This window comes from Microbacterium sp. NPDC087592 (assembly GCF_044743585.1).
Classification (GTDB): domain Bacteria; phylum Actinomycetota; class Actinomycetes; order Actinomycetales; family Microbacteriaceae; genus Microbacterium.
Genome location: NZ_JBIUWT010000002.1, coordinates 208,959 through 224,476, shown reverse-complemented (window position 1 = coordinate 224,476; position 15,518 = coordinate 208,959). Strand labels below are relative to the sequence as shown.

The 15,518-nt window shown below is 65.7% G+C and carries 16 protein-coding genes; 9 read left to right on the top strand and 7 right to left on the bottom strand.

Annotated elements, in window-relative coordinates; all coding sequences use genetic code 11:
* Nucleotides 1-17: 17 nt before the first annotated feature.
* Nucleotides 18-1,475, bottom strand: a complete 1,458-nt coding sequence (rpsA, locus tag ACIOTO_RS14010) for a 30S ribosomal protein S1 (protein ID WP_105710170.1) — start codon at nt 1,473-1,475, stop codon at nt 18-20.
* A gap of 238 nt (nt 1,476-1,713) precedes the next feature.
* Here rpsA and ACIOTO_RS14005 point away from each other — a divergent pair, with 238 nt between their 5' ends.
* The 3 genes from ACIOTO_RS14005 to ACIOTO_RS13995 all read left to right on the top strand — a co-directional run bounded on the left by ACIOTO_RS14005 (nt 1,714) and on the right by ACIOTO_RS13995 (nt 3,999).
* A complete protein-coding gene (locus tag ACIOTO_RS14005) occupies nt 1,714-2,253 on the top strand; it encodes a hypothetical protein (protein WP_400858328.1) in 540 nt (179 codons plus the stop codon).
* Nucleotides 2,254-2,522: 269 nt separating this feature from the next.
* Nucleotides 2,523-3,023, top strand: coding sequence for a PKD domain-containing protein (locus tag ACIOTO_RS14000; protein ID WP_400858327.1), 501 nt, complete (start codon nt 2,523-2,525; stop codon nt 3,021-3,023).
* Between the two features lie 31 nt (nt 3,024-3,054).
* Nucleotides 3,055-3,999 (top strand): 5'-3' exonuclease H3TH domain-containing protein, encoded by a 945-nt coding sequence (locus ACIOTO_RS13995; RefSeq protein WP_400858326.1) that lies wholly within the window; start codon nt 3,055-3,057, stop codon nt 3,997-3,999.
* A gap of 18 nt (nt 4,000-4,017) precedes the next feature.
* On the opposite strand, the gene ACIOTO_RS13990 is transcribed toward ACIOTO_RS13995, so the two are convergent.
* Together ACIOTO_RS13990 and trpD are read right to left on the bottom strand one after the other, a co-directional pair.
* A complete protein-coding gene (locus tag ACIOTO_RS13990; RefSeq protein WP_181156214.1) occupies nt 4,018-5,004 on the bottom strand; it encodes a PHP domain-containing protein in 987 nt (328 codons plus the stop codon).
* Nucleotides 5,005-5,006: 2 nt separating this feature from the next.
* A complete protein-coding gene (gene trpD, locus ACIOTO_RS13985) occupies nt 5,007-6,077 on the bottom strand; it encodes an anthranilate phosphoribosyltransferase (RefSeq protein ID WP_029261594.1) in 1,071 nt (356 codons plus the stop codon).
* Nucleotides 6,078-6,365: 288 nt separating this feature from the next.
* Here trpD and ACIOTO_RS13980 point away from each other — a divergent pair, with 288 nt between their 5' ends.
* From ACIOTO_RS13980 to ACIOTO_RS13955, 6 genes are all read left to right on the top strand, one after another.
* Complete coding sequence (locus ACIOTO_RS13980) at nt 6,366-6,923, top strand: heme-copper oxidase subunit III (RefSeq protein ID WP_205828862.1); 558 nt, start codon at nt 6,366-6,368, stop codon at nt 6,921-6,923.
* A gap of 20 nt (nt 6,924-6,943) precedes the next feature.
* A complete protein-coding gene (locus tag ACIOTO_RS13975; RefSeq protein WP_029261592.1) occupies nt 6,944-7,744 on the top strand; it encodes a c-type cytochrome in 801 nt (266 codons plus the stop codon).
* Between the two features lie 36 nt (nt 7,745-7,780).
* Nucleotides 7,781-8,857 carry a ubiquinol-cytochrome c reductase iron-sulfur subunit gene (locus ACIOTO_RS13970; protein WP_029261591.1) on the top strand — a complete coding sequence of 359 codons (1,077 nt, stop codon included), beginning with the start codon at nt 7,781-7,783 and terminating at the stop codon, nt 8,855-8,857.
* A complete protein-coding gene (locus ACIOTO_RS13965; RefSeq protein WP_105710174.1) occupies nt 8,854-10,665 on the top strand; it encodes a cytochrome bc complex cytochrome b subunit in 1,812 nt (603 codons plus the stop codon). The genes ACIOTO_RS13970 and ACIOTO_RS13965 overlap by 4 nt, the downstream gene beginning before the upstream one ends.
* A 79-nt stretch (nt 10,666-10,744) precedes the next feature.
* On the top strand, nt 10,745-11,152 hold the full coding sequence (locus tag ACIOTO_RS13960; RefSeq protein WP_029261589.1) for a RidA family protein: 408 nt from the start codon (nt 10,745-10,747) through the stop codon (nt 11,150-11,152).
* A 2-nt stretch (nt 11,153-11,154) separates the two neighbouring features.
* Nucleotides 11,155-11,670, top strand: coding sequence for a GNAT family N-acetyltransferase (locus ACIOTO_RS13955; RefSeq protein WP_400858325.1), 516 nt, complete (start codon nt 11,155-11,157; stop codon nt 11,668-11,670).
* Between the two features lie 198 nt (nt 11,671-11,868).
* On the opposite strand, the gene ACIOTO_RS13950 is transcribed toward ACIOTO_RS13955, so the two are convergent.
* The 4 genes from ACIOTO_RS13950 to erpA all read right to left on the bottom strand — a co-directional run bounded on the left by ACIOTO_RS13950 (nt 11,869) and on the right by erpA (nt 15,448).
* Complete coding sequence (locus ACIOTO_RS13950; protein WP_029261586.1) at nt 11,869-12,303, bottom strand: cytochrome c oxidase subunit 4; 435 nt, start codon at nt 12,301-12,303, stop codon at nt 11,869-11,871.
* 3 nt (nt 12,304-12,306) lie between these two features.
* The gene (gene ctaD, locus ACIOTO_RS13945) at nt 12,307-14,040 is read right to left on the bottom strand and encodes a cytochrome c oxidase subunit I (protein WP_029261585.1); all 1,734 of its coding nucleotides are present in this window, start codon (nt 14,038-14,040) and stop codon (nt 12,307-12,309) included.
* Between the two features lie 3 nt (nt 14,041-14,043).
* Nucleotides 14,044-14,946, bottom strand: a complete 903-nt coding sequence (gene coxB, locus ACIOTO_RS13940; RefSeq protein ID WP_029261584.1) for a cytochrome c oxidase subunit II — start codon at nt 14,944-14,946, stop codon at nt 14,044-14,046.
* A 139-nt stretch (nt 14,947-15,085) separates the two neighbouring features.
* Entirely contained in the window at nt 15,086-15,448 is a 363-nt protein-coding gene (gene erpA, locus ACIOTO_RS13935; protein WP_029261583.1) for an iron-sulfur cluster insertion protein ErpA, read from the bottom strand.
* Nucleotides 15,449-15,518: the final 70 nt, after the last annotated feature.

The following is a 15,518-nucleotide window of genomic DNA, read 5'->3' as shown; positions in this document are numbered from 1 at the left end:
CCGATTCAGAGTGCTGCTTAAGCGTTGCCGCCCGAGAGCTTCTCGCGCAGAGCCGCGAGAGCCTCGTCGTCGGCGAGGGTGCCGGCTCCGGCGACCTCGCTGGTGAAGGACTGGCCTCCGCCGAAGTCCTCTCCGGCTGCGGCCTCGGCCTCGGCCGCCTTGACGACCTGAGCCTTGTGCGCCTCCCAGCGAGCCTGGGCTGCAGCGTACTCCTGCTCCCATGCCTCGCGCTGGGCGTCGAAGCCTTCCTTCCACGCACCGGTCTCGGCGTCGAAGCCCTCCGGGTACTTGTACTCGCCGTTCTCGTCGTACTCGGCGAGCATGCCGTAGAGAGCCGGGTCGAACTCGGTGCCGTTGGGGTCGACCGACTCGTTGGCCTGCTTCAGCGACAGCGAGATGCGACGACGCTCGAGGTCGATGTCGATGACCTTGACGAAGACCTCTTCGCCGACCGACACGACCTGCTCGGCCAGCTCGACGTGCTTGCTGGAGAGCTCGGAGATGTGGACGAGGCCCTCGATGCCGTCTGCGACACGGACGAACGCACCGAACGGAACGAGCTTGGTGACCTTACCCGGCGTGACCTGACCGATCGCGTGGGTGCGGGCGAAGACCTGCCACGGGTCTTCCTGCGTCGCCTTCAGCGACAGGGAGACGCGCTCGCGGTCGAGGTCGACCTCGAGGATCTCGACGGTGACCTCCTGGCCCACCTCGACGACCTCGGAGGCGTGCTCGATGTGCTTCCAGGACAGCTCGGAGACGTGCACGAGGCCGTCCACGCCACCCAGGTCGACGAACGCGCCGAAGTTGACGATCGACGACACGACACCCTTGCGGACCTGACCCTTGTGCAGGTTGTTCAGGAACGTGGTGCGCGACTCCGACTGCGTCTGCTCGAGCAGCGCGCGGCGGCTGAGGACGACGTTGTTGCGGTTCTTGTCGAGCTCGAGGATCTTGGCCTCGATCTCCTGGCCGAGGTACGGCGTGAGGTCGCGGACGCGACGCAGCTCGATGAGCGACGCCGGCAGGAAGCCACGGAGGCCGATGTCGACGATGAGTCCACCCTTGACGACCTCGATGACCGTACCGGTGACGACGCCGTCGTTCTCCTTGATCTTCTCGACGTCTCCCCAGGCACGCTCGTACTGTGCGCGCTTCTTGGAGAGGATGAGACGGCCTTCCTTGTCCTCCTTCTGGAGAACGAGGGCCTCGACCAGGTCGCCGACAGCGACGACCTCGTTGGGGTCGACGTCGTGCTTGATCGAGAGCTCGCGCGAGGGGATGACACCCTCGGTCTTGTAGCCGACATCGAGGAGGACCTCATCGCGGTCGATCTTGACGATCGTGCCTTCGATGATGTCGCCGTCGTTGAAGAACTTCAGGGTCTTCTCGACCGCGGCCAGGAAGTCCTCAGCAGATCCGATGTCGTTGATGGCGACCTGCTTGGTGGCCGGGGCGGTCGTTGCGGTAGTCATGTAGTGGGTTGTCCTTGTTGAATGGAGACTCGGGCTGAGACTCAACGGCCGCGCACGGCCGACTGCATGCTTCTCAGCGGTTGGATTTTGGTTTTCTCGCCACGAGGGCACGCGCATGCACGCCACGAGTGACGGTTAAGGCTATCAGAACTTCGGATCCCGCAGGAAGTCGGATTCCGGCCTCGCGAGCTGTGGATAACTCGAACGGGCAGGCGGCCCTCCGAGTTAGCGTGACCGGGTGATCTCCCCGACGTCTTCTTCCCGCTCGTTCGCGCGCGCTGCAGCCTTGACGAGCGCCCTCCTCCTGCTCGTCGGCTGCGCCCCCGATCCTTCACCCTCGCCCACTCCGACGCCTGCCTTCGCCTCGGAAGAAGAGGCCTTCGACGCCGCCGAGGCGACCTATCGGGCATACACGGATGCGTCCAACGCGACTGATCTTCACGATCCACATTCGTTTGAATCGGTGTACCGATGGCTACGAGGGGAAGCCCTCTCAGCAGCCAAGGAGAACTACAACGCCTTTTATGCAAGCGGCATGACCCGCTCTGGCGAAACCACGTTCGACTCATTCACTCCTGTTTCGCACGACCGACAGATCATCACGGCTCGTCTTTGCTTGGACGTTTCGGACGTTGAACTGCTCGACACGAATGGTGTTTCAGTAGTGCCAGCCGACCGCGCACCTCGACAATCGCTCGAAGTTGAGTTCGCCCCTGCTAAGACAGACTCCGCACTGGCGATATTCTCGACCATCTCGACGGCGGCGATCAAATGCTAGGAGTCCGCGCCCTGCTAATCGTCTCTCTGGTCTTGGGGGTCGTGGCGGCTGGGCAGACGGACACTCGTCCGCCCCAGGCGGGTATCGATGATGCTTGGGCATCGAACGTCAACAACTCCGTCGTCATCTCCGGCACCGATACCCAATCGCCCCGCGACGCCTCCCGGTCACTTGACACTCCAGGCGACAAGCAGACGAGTCCCGAGAAGCCGAAGCCCTGCACGACCGATCCCGTCCGCCAGGCGTCCTGCAACTTCACCGCTGAGCGGGTGACGAACGACGAAGGCCGCCCCCTCACCATCACCGACGTCGCACAGTTCGCTCCTGCCCCCGTCACCACCGCCGGAGAGCCGGGCAACATCGGCATCGCGGGCATGCCGACGAACTTCGTGGCAGCCGCAGCCGTGCACACCCGCGCCGGCACGCTGTTCGACAGACCGATCAGCGTACGATTCACGCCTGTCCGTTTCAGGTTCGCGTTCGGTGACGGCACAGCGGCCACCTCGAACACAGGCGGTCGGTCCTGGGCTGCCCTGGGGCAGGCGCAGTTCACACCGACCCCGACGAGTCACTCGTATCGCGACCGCGGCACGTACTCGGCGCACGTGACCGTCCACTACACCGCCGAGGTCGACATCGGCGGTGGGTGGTTCCCGATCGACGGCGAGCTGTCCATCGATGGCCCGGCGCGGCAGATCCGTGTCTACGAGGCGGAGACCGCGCTGGTCGCCCGCACGTGCGCTGAGCAGCCCGGCGCGCCCGGTTGCTGACTGTGGGCCGACCGCGCTCTACGCTGAGTCCATGACCCGCGCCGACCGCCTCATGCTGCTCGACACCGCCAGCCTCTACTTCCGCGCCTTCTACGGCGTTCCCGACAAGGTGACGGCGCCGGACGGATCGCCCATCAACGCGGCCCGCGGTCTGCTCGACATCATCGCCAAGCTCGTCACCCTGTATGAGCCGACGCATGTGATCGCGTGCTGGGACGACGACTGGCGCCCGCAGTGGCGCGTCGATCTCATCCCGAGCTACAAGACCCATCGCGTCGTCGAGGTCGTGGCCAGTGGGCCGGACGTCGAGGAGATCCCCGACCCGCTCGAGGCGCAGATCCCTCTGATCCGCGAGACGCTCGCCGCCATCGGCATCCCCATCATCGGCGTCGCGGAACATGAGGCCGATGACGTGATCGGCACACTCGCGACAGACGCCACGATGCCGGTCGACATCGTCACGGGCGACCGTGACCTGTTCCAGCTCGTCGACGACGCGCGCGACGTCCGCGTCATCTACACCGCGCGCGGCATGAGCAACCTCGAGATCGTGACCGATGCGACCGTCGTCGCCAAGTACGGGGTCCTCCCGTCTCAGTACGCGGACTTCGCGACCATGCGCGGTGACGCCTCCGACGGGCTCCCTGGCGTCGCCGGCGTGGGAGAGAAGACGGCGGCGACCCTCCTCCAGACCCACAGCGACCTCACGGGGATCCGCGCCGCGGCGGAAGTCGGCGAGGGAATGAGCGCGGGAGTCCGCGCGAAGGTCCTGGCGGCTTCGGACTACCTCGAGGTCGCACCCACCGTGGTCGCCGTGGCGACCTCGCTGCCGATCAGCGCCCCCGGCATCCCGCTCCGCGTCCTCGACCCCGCCGAGGTCGACGCCGCCACCGCTCTCGCAGAGAAATGGAACCTCGGCGGTTCCATGACGCGGGCGGTCGCAGCCGTGTCGAAGGCTGCTCTGCACGCCGACTGATCGGCGTGCGGGCCCGACTCACTCGGCCCAGGCGAGCAAGCGGGAGAGGCCCCAGGTCGTCACGATCCGTGATGCGGGGATCCCCGCCCGTTCGGCGCGCTCGGCGCCGTGATCCAGCAGTGACAGCTGCCCCGGTGCGTGCGCATCCGAATCGATGGAGAACAGGCACCCCGCGTCGAGCGCGATGGCGATCAGTTCGTCCGGAGGGTCCTGCCGCTCGGGCCGCGAGTTGATCTCCACCGCCACTCCGTTCTCCGCGCACGCGGCGAAGACGGCTGCGGCGTCGAACGCCGACGGCGGACGCGTTCCCCGATCGCCCTGCACGAGCCGGCCCGTGCAATGCCCGAGTACATTCACCCGAGGATCCGAGACGGCGGCGATCATCCGCGCCGTCATCGGCCGTGCGTCCATGCGCAGCTTGGAGTGCACGGAGGCCACGACGATGTCGAGTTCCGCGAGCAGCCCATCCTCCTGGTCGAGTGTGCCGTCCTCCAGGATGTCCACCTCGATCCCCGCGAGCAAAGTGAATCCGTCGCCGGACTCGGCACGCACCAACGGCATCTGCTCACGAAGGCGCTCGGCAGACAACCCGCGTGCCACCCGGAGTCGTGGAGAGTGATCCGTGATCGCCTGGTACTCGTGTCCCAGCGCCCGCGCGGCCGCGGCCATCACCGGGATGGGTGTCGTGCCGTCCGACCAGTCGGTGTGCGCGTGCAGGTCACCGCGCAGCTTGGCACGCAGCGCCGAGACGCGCTCCGGCTCGACGTCGCCGCGCAACTCCACGAGATAGTCGGGAATCCGACCCGCCTGCGCCTGACGGATGACCGCGAACGTGGACTCGCCGATGCCCTTTGCCGCACGAAGCCTCGTCGGATCGGCCTGCACGTCGTCCGGCAGATCCTGCAGAGTCGCCGCGGCCTGGCGGAACGCCTTCGCCCGATACCGTGACGCACGCTCGCGTTCGAGGAGGGAGGCGATCTCGAGCAGCGCGTCGACGGGATCCACGATCACTCCTGGGGTGCCGCCAGCTCGCGGCTGACGCCGATCCACTGATCGAGCTTGGCCAGGGCACGACCGTCGTCGACCGCCGCCGCGGCCTTGTCGTACCCCGCGCGCAACCGCTCGAGGATGGGCCGCTGCACCTGCGTGGCGTCCTGCGAGAGCTCGAAGGCGACGATTCCGGCAGCGGCGTTGAGGAGCACGATGTCGCGTACCGCGCCGGTCTCCCCCGCGAGCGTGCGCCGGAGCACCTCGGCGTTGTGCTGCGGTGAGCCGCCGATCAGGTCGGCGAGATCGGCGATCGGGATGTCGAGGTCGCGGGGGTCGAGGTCGTGCTCGTGGATGTCTCCTCGGGTGACCTCCCAGATACGACTGTGTCCGGTGGTCGTCAGCTCGTCGAGCCCGTCGTCGCCGCGGAAGACGAGTGCGGTCGCGCCGCGGGTGCGGAACACGCCCGTGATCAGCGGCACCCGTTCGATCTGCGCGACACCGACGGCATTGGCTTCGGCACGCGCGGGGTTGCACAGCGGGCCGAGCATGTTGAAGACCGTCGGCACCCCGAGCTCGGCTCGCACGGTGCCTGCGTGCTTGAAGCCCGGGTGGAACGCCCCGGCCCACGCGAACGTGATGCCGGTGCGGTCGAGAATGGATGCCACGTCGGCGGGGTTCAGAGAAAGCTCCAGGCCGAGCGCCCCGAGCACGTCCGAGGATCCGGAGGCGGAGCTGGCCGCACGGTTGCCGTGCTTCACGACGGGCACGCCGGTGGCACCGATAATGATCGCCGCGGTCGTGGACACGTTGACCGTACCGACGCGGTCCCCTCCGGTTCCGACGATGTCGAGCACGTCCGGGGAGACCGGCAGCGGCACGGCGGCCTCGAGGATCGCATCGCGGAACCCGACGATCTCGTCGATCGTCTCGCCCTTCGCACGGAGAGCGACGAGGAAACCGGCGAGCTGCGCCTCGCTCACGCCACCCTGCATGATCTGACGCATCGCCCACGTGGACTCCCAGACGCTGAGATCGCGGCGCTCCAACAGCGAGGTGAGCACGTCGGGCCAGGTCAACGAATCAGGCATGTGTGCGATCCTATCGGCGTGGAGAAAACATGCAGATGCTTCCGCACGCATGCGCACTCCGTGCCCACCCCCTGTTTCCCGCGGATTCACCGGGTATTCGCAGTGTTTTCTTAGGGTCCCCTAAGTCCAGGTCCGGCGATTCGAAGGTCGTGGGTGCAAGAATCACGCCCCAGGATCGGCCATAATGGAGGGGTGACGACCTCAGCGACGTATGCCCCGGCGGCGAGAACGATTAAGCGGCCCAACCCGGTAGCTGTCGGCACCATTGTGTGGCTCGGCAGTGAGGTGATGTTCTTCGCGGGACTCTTCGCGATCTACTTCACGCTCCGCAGCACCTCCCCGGAGCTGTGGGCAGACCGGACCGAGCTGCTGAACGTCCCGTTCGCCGCAGTGAACACTGCGATCCTCGTCCTCTCCTCGTTCACGTGCCAGATGGGCGTGTTCGCGGCAGAAGACCTGCAGCCCTACAAGATCGGCAAGGGGCAGAAGAACGGCGCCGGACGCCGTCGCCTCTTCGGCTGGGGAATGGTCGAGTGGTTCTTCCTCACCTTCGCCCTCGGCGCGATCTTCGTCTCCGGCCAGGTGTGGGAGTACGCACAGCTGGTCGCTGAAGGCATGCCGATCAACGCCGACTCGTACGCCTCCGCCTTCTACCTGACGACCGGCTTCCACGCCCTTCACGTCACGGGCGGCCTCGTCGCGTTCCTGCTCGTCATCGGACGCGCATACGCCGTCAAGAACTTCCGGCACAAGGAGGCGACCTCCTCGATCGTGGTGTCCTACTACTGGCACTTCGTCGACGTCGTCTGGATCGTGCTGTTCCTCGTTATCTACTTCCTGAAATAAGAGCGGAGCTGATCCCCGAGATGGCACGAGAGAAGAAGCGCCGTTCCAGCGGTCGTCGCAGCCCGTTGGCGGCGGCCGCGCTCATCGGAGCAGGCCTCATGATCACCGGCGCCGTGTACGCCGGTGCGACGGCTGCGTTCGCCGCATCCGACACGCCGACCGCGTCGACCCAGCTGACCGTCGAAGACGGCGAGAAGCTGTTCCAGGCGAACTGCGCCACCTGCCACGGTCTCGACCTGCAGGGAACCGCCAACGGCCCCAGCCTGTACGGCGTGGGCGAGCTGGCCACCGAGTTCCAGCTGTCGACCGGTCGCATGCCCCTGCAGATGCAGGGACCGCAGGCGCCGCAGAAGGCACCGCAGTTCACCGAGGACCAGATCCTCGCGATCTCCTCGTTCGTGCAGTCCGAGGCTCCCGGCCCGACGTTCCCCGCCGACCACATCCTGGACGGAGAAGGTGACGTCGCGAACGGCGCCGAGCTGTTCCGCGTCAACTGCGCGATGTGCCACAACGTGGCCGCAGCGGGTGGAGCGCTCACCGAGGGCAAGTACGCACCCGGTCTCCAGGAGACCAGCGCCCTGCACATGTACGCGGCGATGGTCACCGGCCCGCAGAACATGCCGGTCTTCGGCGACATGAACCTGTCCGACGAGGACAAGCGCGACATCATCTCGGCGCTGCTCTTCCAGCAGCAGTCCGTGCAGATCGGCGGATTCTCGCTCGGTTCGCTCGGACCGGTCTCCGAGGGCCTGTTCGTCTGGATCTTCGGAATCGGCGCGCTCGTCGCCATCACCGTGTGGATCACGGCGAAGTCCAACTGACGCTTATTCATCGAAGAGGAACGTACGAGGAGCACCATGGCACACGACGACGACTCGCAGGCTCTTGACAGGGCCTACCAGCCCTCTCCGGGGCTGGGTGTCGCAGTCAGCGATCCCGTGCAGAACCCCGGGCTTCCGCCGCACCGCGAGCGGATGACCGACAAGGACCCGCGCGCTGAGAAGGCCGCTGTCCGCACTGTCTACACGCTGTTCTACCTCTCGCTGGCCGGGAGCATCTGGGCGGTCGCCGCCTACATGCTGTTCCCGATCGAGAGCGGCGCGCTCATCGACATCCGGCAGAACAACCTCTTCATCGGTCTCGGCATCGCCCTCGCGCTGCTGGCCCTCGGCATCGGTGCGATCCACTGGTCCAAGGCGCTCATGTCCGACAAGGAGTTCATCGAGCACCGCCACCCCACCCGTGGCAAGGACGCGACCCGCGAGGCGGCCATCCAGGCCTTCTCCGACGCGAACGAGGAGTCCGGTTTCGGACGCCGCACGGTGATCCGCAACTCGCTGTTCGCCGCACTCGTCGCCTCGATCATCCCGGGCGTCACACTCTTCCGTGGTCTCGCTCCGCACTCGACGCCGGATGACCCCACCGCGGGCGACCCGGTCGTTCTCCTCAAGCACACGATGTGGGAGAAGGGTGCGCGCCTCGTCCGCGACCCCGACGGCACCCCGATCCGCGCCGCGGACGTGACCCTCGGGTCGGCGTTCCACGTGATCCCCGAAGAGCTCGCGACGCTCAGCCACCACGACGGCTACCTCGAGGAGAAGGCCAAGGCCATCGTGCTGATGATGCGTCTGCGCCCCGAGCAGCTGATCGAGGCCGAGGACCGCAAGGACTGGTCCTACGACGGCATCGTCGCCTATTCCAAGGTCTGCACGCACGTCGGATGCCCTGTGGCTCTGTACGAGCAGCAGACGCACCACCTGCTGTGCCCGTGCCACCAGTCGCAGTTCGACGTCACGGACCACGCCAAGGTCATCTTCGGCCCGGCGGCTCGTCCGCTGCCGCAGCTGCCCATCACCGTCGATGACGAGGGCTACCTGGTCGCACGCAGCGACTTCAAGGAACCCGTCGGCCCGAGCTTCTGGGAGCGCCATTGAGCACCGCAACGCTGTCCAAAGAGGACAAGGACACCAAGGCGCCCCTCGGCGGTCGCTTCGTCGGTGCCGCGTCGAACTACATCGACGAGCGCACCAGCCTCTCCGGCTTCGTCAAGGAGCTCGGACGTAAGATCTTCCCCGACCACTGGTCGTTCATGCTCGGCGAGATCGCGCTGTGGAGCTTCGTCGTCGTGTTCCTCTCCGGAACCTTCCTGACGTTCTTCTTCCAGGCTTCCATGGTCGAGACCCACTACACCGGCGCCTACGCGCCGATGCGTGGTATCGAGATGTCGGCGGCGCTCGAGTCATCGCTGCACATCTCGTTCGACCTGCGCGGCGGGCTCCTGGTCCGCCAGATCCACCACTGGGCGGCGCTCGTGTTCATCGCCGGCATCGGCGTGCACATGCTCCGCGTGTTCTTCACCGGCGCGTTCCGCAAGCCGCGTGAGCTCAACTGGGTCATCGGCTTCGTCCTGTTCATCCTCGCGATGGCAGAGGGCTTCACCGGCTACTCGCTTCCCGACGACCTGCTCTCGGGTAACGGCCTCCGCATCATCGACGGCATGATCAAGGGTCTCCCCCTGATCGGCACCTGGACCTCGTTCCTCCTCTTCGGCGGCGAGTTCCCCGGGACCGACATCGTCGGACGTCTGTACACGCTGCACATCCTGTTGCTGCCGATGCTCGTCATCGCGCTCATCGTCGTGCACCTGATGCTGATGATCATCAACAAGCACACGCAGTTCGCTGGCCCCGGCCGCACGAACGACAATGTCGTGGGCTACCCGATGATGCCGGTCTACATGTCGAAGATGGGCGGCTACCTGTTCATCGTGTTCGGCGTGATCGTCATGATCGCGACGTTCTTCCAGATCAACCCGATCTGGAACTACGGCCCGTACGACCCGTCCCCTGTCTCGGCCGGCACGCAGCCGGACTGGTACATCGGCTTCGCCGACGGCGCTCTGCGTCTGGCGCCGTCGAACTGGGACATCGTGTTCCTCGACCGCACGTGGTCCTTCGGAATCATTGCGCCCGTGCTCGTGCTCGGCCTGTTCATCGTGGTCGTCGCGATCTACCCGTTCATCGAGGCGTGGGTCACCGGCGACAAGCGCGAGCACCACATCGCACAGCGTCCCCGCAACGCGGCGACGCGCACCGCGATCGGCGTCGCCGGCGTCATCTTCTACGCCGTCCTCTGGGCTGCAGCATCGTCCGACCTCATCGCGACGCACTTCATGCTCACGATGGAAGGCGTCATCCACACGCTGCAGGCGTTGCTGTTCCTGGGCCCGATCCTCGGATACTTCGTCACCAAGCGCATCTGCATCGCGCTGCAGAAGAAGGACCGCGAGATCGTGCTGCACGGCTTCGAGTCGGGGCGCATCGTCCGTCTCCCCGGTGGCGAGTTCATCGAGGTCCACCAGCCGGTCGACCAGTACGACCGCTGGAAGCTCATCGATGTCGACTCCTACGAGCCTCTCGTGGTTCGCCCGAACGCCAAGGGCCGCATCCCGTGGACGGAGAACCTCCGTTCCTCGATCTCCCGGTGGTTCTTCGAAGATCGTCTGGCCCCGCTCACGCAGGCCGAGGTCGAAGCAGCCGATGCGCACCAGCACCACGTCACGGCTCAGAACGATGAGACCGAGGCCGCAGAGATCCAGGGCGCTCACGAGCGCGCCGGCTTCCCTGATGCCCCGCTCACGGTCGATGAGACGCACGTCGACGAGACGCCGAACACCCCCAGCACGGTCATCGCGACCGAGCCGGTGAAGAAGCCTCGCAAGAAGAAGGAGGATGGCGAGTAGTCGCCACTCCCCCACGATGAAGGCCTCGTCCACACGGACGGGGCCTTCATCGTTAATCCGTGAATGAGAGGATCGAACCATGTCATCCGCCGTCCAGCTGATCCGCGCCACTGCCCTCGCCGACGCCCCCTACGCCTATGCCGCCACTGCACCGGCGGGTTCGCGTTTCATCTTCCTCGCGGGAGCCTGCCCTCTGAACGACGACGGGACGACCGCCGCACCGGGCGACTACGCGGCTCAGGCGGCCCGATGCGTGCAGACGCTCGAGGCAGCACTCGACGTCGCTGGCGCGGACCTCACCGATGTCATCAGCACACGAGTGCTGGTGGCTTCCTCCGCGCAGGCCGACCTCGTCACGGCGTGGGACGTGGTCCACGCTGCCTTCGGCGACCACGACGTGCCCAGCACCCTCCTGGGTGTCACGGTGCTCGGTTACGATGACCAGCTCGTCGAGATCGAGGCCATCGCCGCCGTCGCAGGAGAGTGACCATGGAGATCCGAGTACGTCCTGCGCATCCGGCGGATGACGCGGAGACCGAACAGATCGAAGCCGCGGCGGATGCTCTGCTCGTCGATCGTTTCGACGCGGTCGACTGGCCGCCCCCGACCACTGCTTGGGAGCGCGCTTCGATGCCGGGCTTCGTGCTCGTCGCTGAGCCCCACGAGGCCTCAGCCCCCTCTTCGGGCCCCGTCGGCTTCGTGCACGTCCTGGAGATCGACGGGCACGCTCATCTGGAGCAGCTCTCTGTGCTGCCCACGTACGGCCGGCGCGGGATCGGGCGTCGGCTCGTCCAGGCGGCGCTCTCTGAGACCCGAGACCGCGGACATCGTACGATCACCCTCCGCACCTACCGTGACGTCCCCTGGAACGCGCCGTTCTACGCCTCCTGCGGCTTCACGGAGACCGAGCCGGACTCCGCTCTGCTCCGCTCCCTCATCGACACAGAGACCGCCCTCGGGCTCTTCAGGTACGGCCCTCGCGTGCAGATGACTGCCACCCTCTGATGCGTCGACGCTGACGGCATTCGCTCTCTGGGCAACGCCGACGGTGTGCACTGCCGTCCTGTCGACCCACTGACCGGCATCGCACGGGTCCGAACGAGGTCGTGAAGATCCCCGCCGCCCGCACACGAACCGACCCACTGGCGCGTACACGAAGAAGGCCCCCGGACGATTCCGGGGGCCTTCTTCTATTCAGAAGTCTCAGCGGGCGAAGTTGCCGCGGTAGTACTCGTAGACCCAGCCGACGATCGCGACGACGAAGATCGCGAGACCGATCGGGAGCAGGAAGTGTCCGACTGCAAGGCCGACGACGAAGACACCGGCCGAAGCCGCGAGCACGATCGGCCACCAGGACCACGGGCTGAACTCGCCGAGCTCAGGGTCACCGTCGTCGATGTCCGCCGTCAGGATGTCTTCCGGCAGCTCACCGTTCTGCGCCTTGTGCGTGCGATCGAGATAGAACGCGACCATCGCGGCCATGAAGGCTGCGAAGAACAGGGCGACAGTGCCGACCCACTCGATCCGCATCGCGAAGTTGTCGGACGGAGTGACCAGGATGTGCCAGCCGGTGTAGACGACACCGACGAGGGCGAAGAACGCTGTCAGCACCCACCAGAGAATGACGTTGTCGCGCATGACTTAGTGGGCCTCTCGCTCGCCGGGCGCCGTGGTCGCGAACTCGGCAGCCTCCGGGTGATTCAGGTCGAACGCGGGACGCTCGCTGCGGATACGCGGGATCGACGTGAAGTTGTGCCGCGGCGGCGGGCACGACGTCGCCCACTCGAGCGAAGCACCGTAGCCCCACGGGTCGTTGACCGTGACCTTCGGAGCCTTGCGGGCCGTGATCCACACGTTCAGGAAGAACGGCAGCATCGAGGCGCCGAGGATGATCGCACCGATCGTGGAGACCTGGTTCTGCCAGGTCCAGCCGTCTGCTGCGGAGTAGTCCGCGTAGCGGCGCACCATGCCGTCGACACCCAGCCAGTGCTGGATGAGGAACGTCATGTGGAAGCCGATGAACAGCATCCAGAAGTGCACGTAGCCGAGACGCTCGTTGAGCATGCGACCGGTCCACTTCGGCCACCAGAAGTAGAAGCCGGCGAACATGGCGAACACGACGGTGCCGAACACCACGTAGTGGAAGTGAGCGACGACGAAGTACGAGTCGGAGAGCGCGAAGTCCAGCGGCGGGGCCGCGAGGATGACACCGGTCAGACCGCCGAAGACGAACGACACGAGGAATCCGAGTGCGAAGACCATCGGAGTCTCGAAGGTCACCGATCCTCGCCAGAGCGTGCCGATCCAGTTGAAGATCTTCACACCCGTCGGCACGGCGATGAGCATCGTCATGAGGGCGAAGAAGGGCAGCAGCACCGATCCGGTCACGTACATGTGGTGCGCCCACACGGCCACGGAGAGAGCGGCGATCGCGATCGTCGCGTAGACCAGCGTCTTGTATCCGAAGATCGGCTTACGGCTGAAGACCGGGAAGATCTCCGACACGATGCCGAAGAACGGCAGAGCGATGATGTAGACCTCGGGGTGGCCGAAGAACCAGAACAGGTGCTGCCACAGCAGGACACCACCGTTGGCGGGGTCGTAGATGTGAGCGCCGAGGATGCGGTCCGCTGCAGCGGCGAAGATCGCTGCCGCGAGCACGGGGAACGCCATCAGGATGAGCAGGCTCGTGATGAGCGTGTTCCAGGAGAAGATCGGCATGCGCCACATCGTCATGCCGGGAGCGCGCATCGTGATGATCGTGGTGATGAAGTTGACGGCACCGAGGATGGTTCCGAAACCGGAGATACCCAGTCCGACCATCCAGAGGTTTCCACCCGCGCCCGGCGAGAACGACGCACCGGCTAGCGGTTGATAGGCGAACCATCCGAAGGAGGCCGCGCCCTGCGGGGTGAGGAAGCCGGCGACCGCGATGGTCGAGCCGAAGAGGAAGAGCCAGAAGGCGAACGCGTTCAGACGCGGGAAGGCCACGTCGGGGGCGCCGATCTGCAACGGCAGGATCGCGTTGGCGAAGCCCGCGAAGAGCGGCGTCGCGAACATCAGCAGCATGATCGTGCCGTGCATCGTGAACAGCTGGTTGTACTGCTCCTTCGTCGGGACGATCTGCATGCCCGGCGCGAACAGCTCGGCGCGGATGACGAGTGCCATCACGCCACCGAGGAGGAAGAACAGCACGGACGCGATCAGGTACATGTACCCGATGGTCTTGTGGTCGGTGGAGGTGATCCACTTGACGACGATGTTACCCTTCTGCTCCACGCGCGAGGAGCTCATGAGAGCGGCCTGGCGAGCGGGCAGAGTGGTCGGACGCGACTGGGGAGTCTCGTCGGTACGGGGAGCTTCTGTGGTCGACATGACTTACTCCCCTCCTTCCTCGGTGTCGGTCTTCGGGGTCGTCCCCGGGAAGTTCGAGAGACGGTCGTACGCGTCGGTGATGTCGCCCGTGTTGCCCTTCTCCTCGAGCGACTCGAGGTACGCGTCGTAGTCGTCCTGAGAGACGACCTTCACGTTGAAGAGCATCATCGAGTGGTACTCACCGCAGAGCTCGGCGCACTTGCCGGCGTACTCGCCCTCACGGGTGGGGATGAACGACCAGGAGTTGTCCTTCCCGATGAACATGTCCTTCTTGTAGAGGAAGTCGATGATCCAGAACGAGTGGATGACGTCGCGCGACTGCAGGTCGATCGTGACCTTCTTGTCGACCGGCAGAACCAGGGTCGGCAGCTGCGACTGATCGATGTTGCCTTCGGCGTCGGGCTGGGCCTGGATGCCCATCGTCCACACGGCGTCGGAGTTGTCCTCTTCTTCGCCGTCGTACTGGAAGTCCCACGCCCACTGCTTGGCGATCGCGGTGATCTCGACGTCGGGCTCGTCCCACTTGGCCTCGATCTCGGTCTGATCGCGAGCGGTGAAGAAGAACATACCCAGCACGAGGATGAGCGGCACGATCGTGTAGAAGATCTCGATCGGCATGTTGTAGCGCATCTGCACCGGGAGGCCGGTCTGGCCCTTGCGGCGACGGTACGCGATCGCGGCCCAGGCCATCAGGCCCCAGGTGATGATGCCGACGGCGAGAAGCACGATCCAGGAGTTCACCCAGAGCGAGGAGACGCGCTCGGTCTGATTGGTGGCTGCGGGGCCACCCTCCACGAAGCCCGGAAGAAAGCCGTTCAGCTCGGTGGGAGAACATCCCGCCAGGGCCAAGGCTGCCACGACTCCCACAGGGAGTGCGGCCCAACGAAGGCTGCGTTTCGAGGGCACGATGCACCTTTCAGATCGCGAACAGAGCACACCCAAGTCTAGGGCAACCTCACACCTGATTCATGCCAACCACGCAGGTTCCGAAAGCGGAACGGCCGCCGTCACCCATGGTGACGGCGGCCGTTCGGCAGACGGACGATCAGTGGAAGCTGTCGCCGCAGGCGCAGCTGCCCGCTGCGTTGGGGTTGTCGATCGTGAACCCCTGCTCCGAGATCGTGTCTTTGAAGTCGATCGCCGCACCGTCGAGGTACGGGACGCTCATGTTGTCGATGATCACCTCGACGCCGTCGAAGTCGACGGTCTCATCGCCTTCGAGGTAGCGCTCGTCGAAGTACAGCTGGTAGATCAGGCCCGAGCATCCGCCGGGCTGCACGGCGACGCGAAGACGGAGATCGTCGCGGCCTTCCTGCTCGAGGAGGTTCTTCACCTTGACGGCGGCAGCGTCGGTCAGGGTGACGCCGTGTGCGCGGGTGGTCTCTGGGGAGAGTGTGGTGTCGCTCATGTCGCTCCTTGTGACGGGCCGCAGGTGCACGGCTTCTCGGACGATTCTACCGCCGCAGATCCTGTGAGGC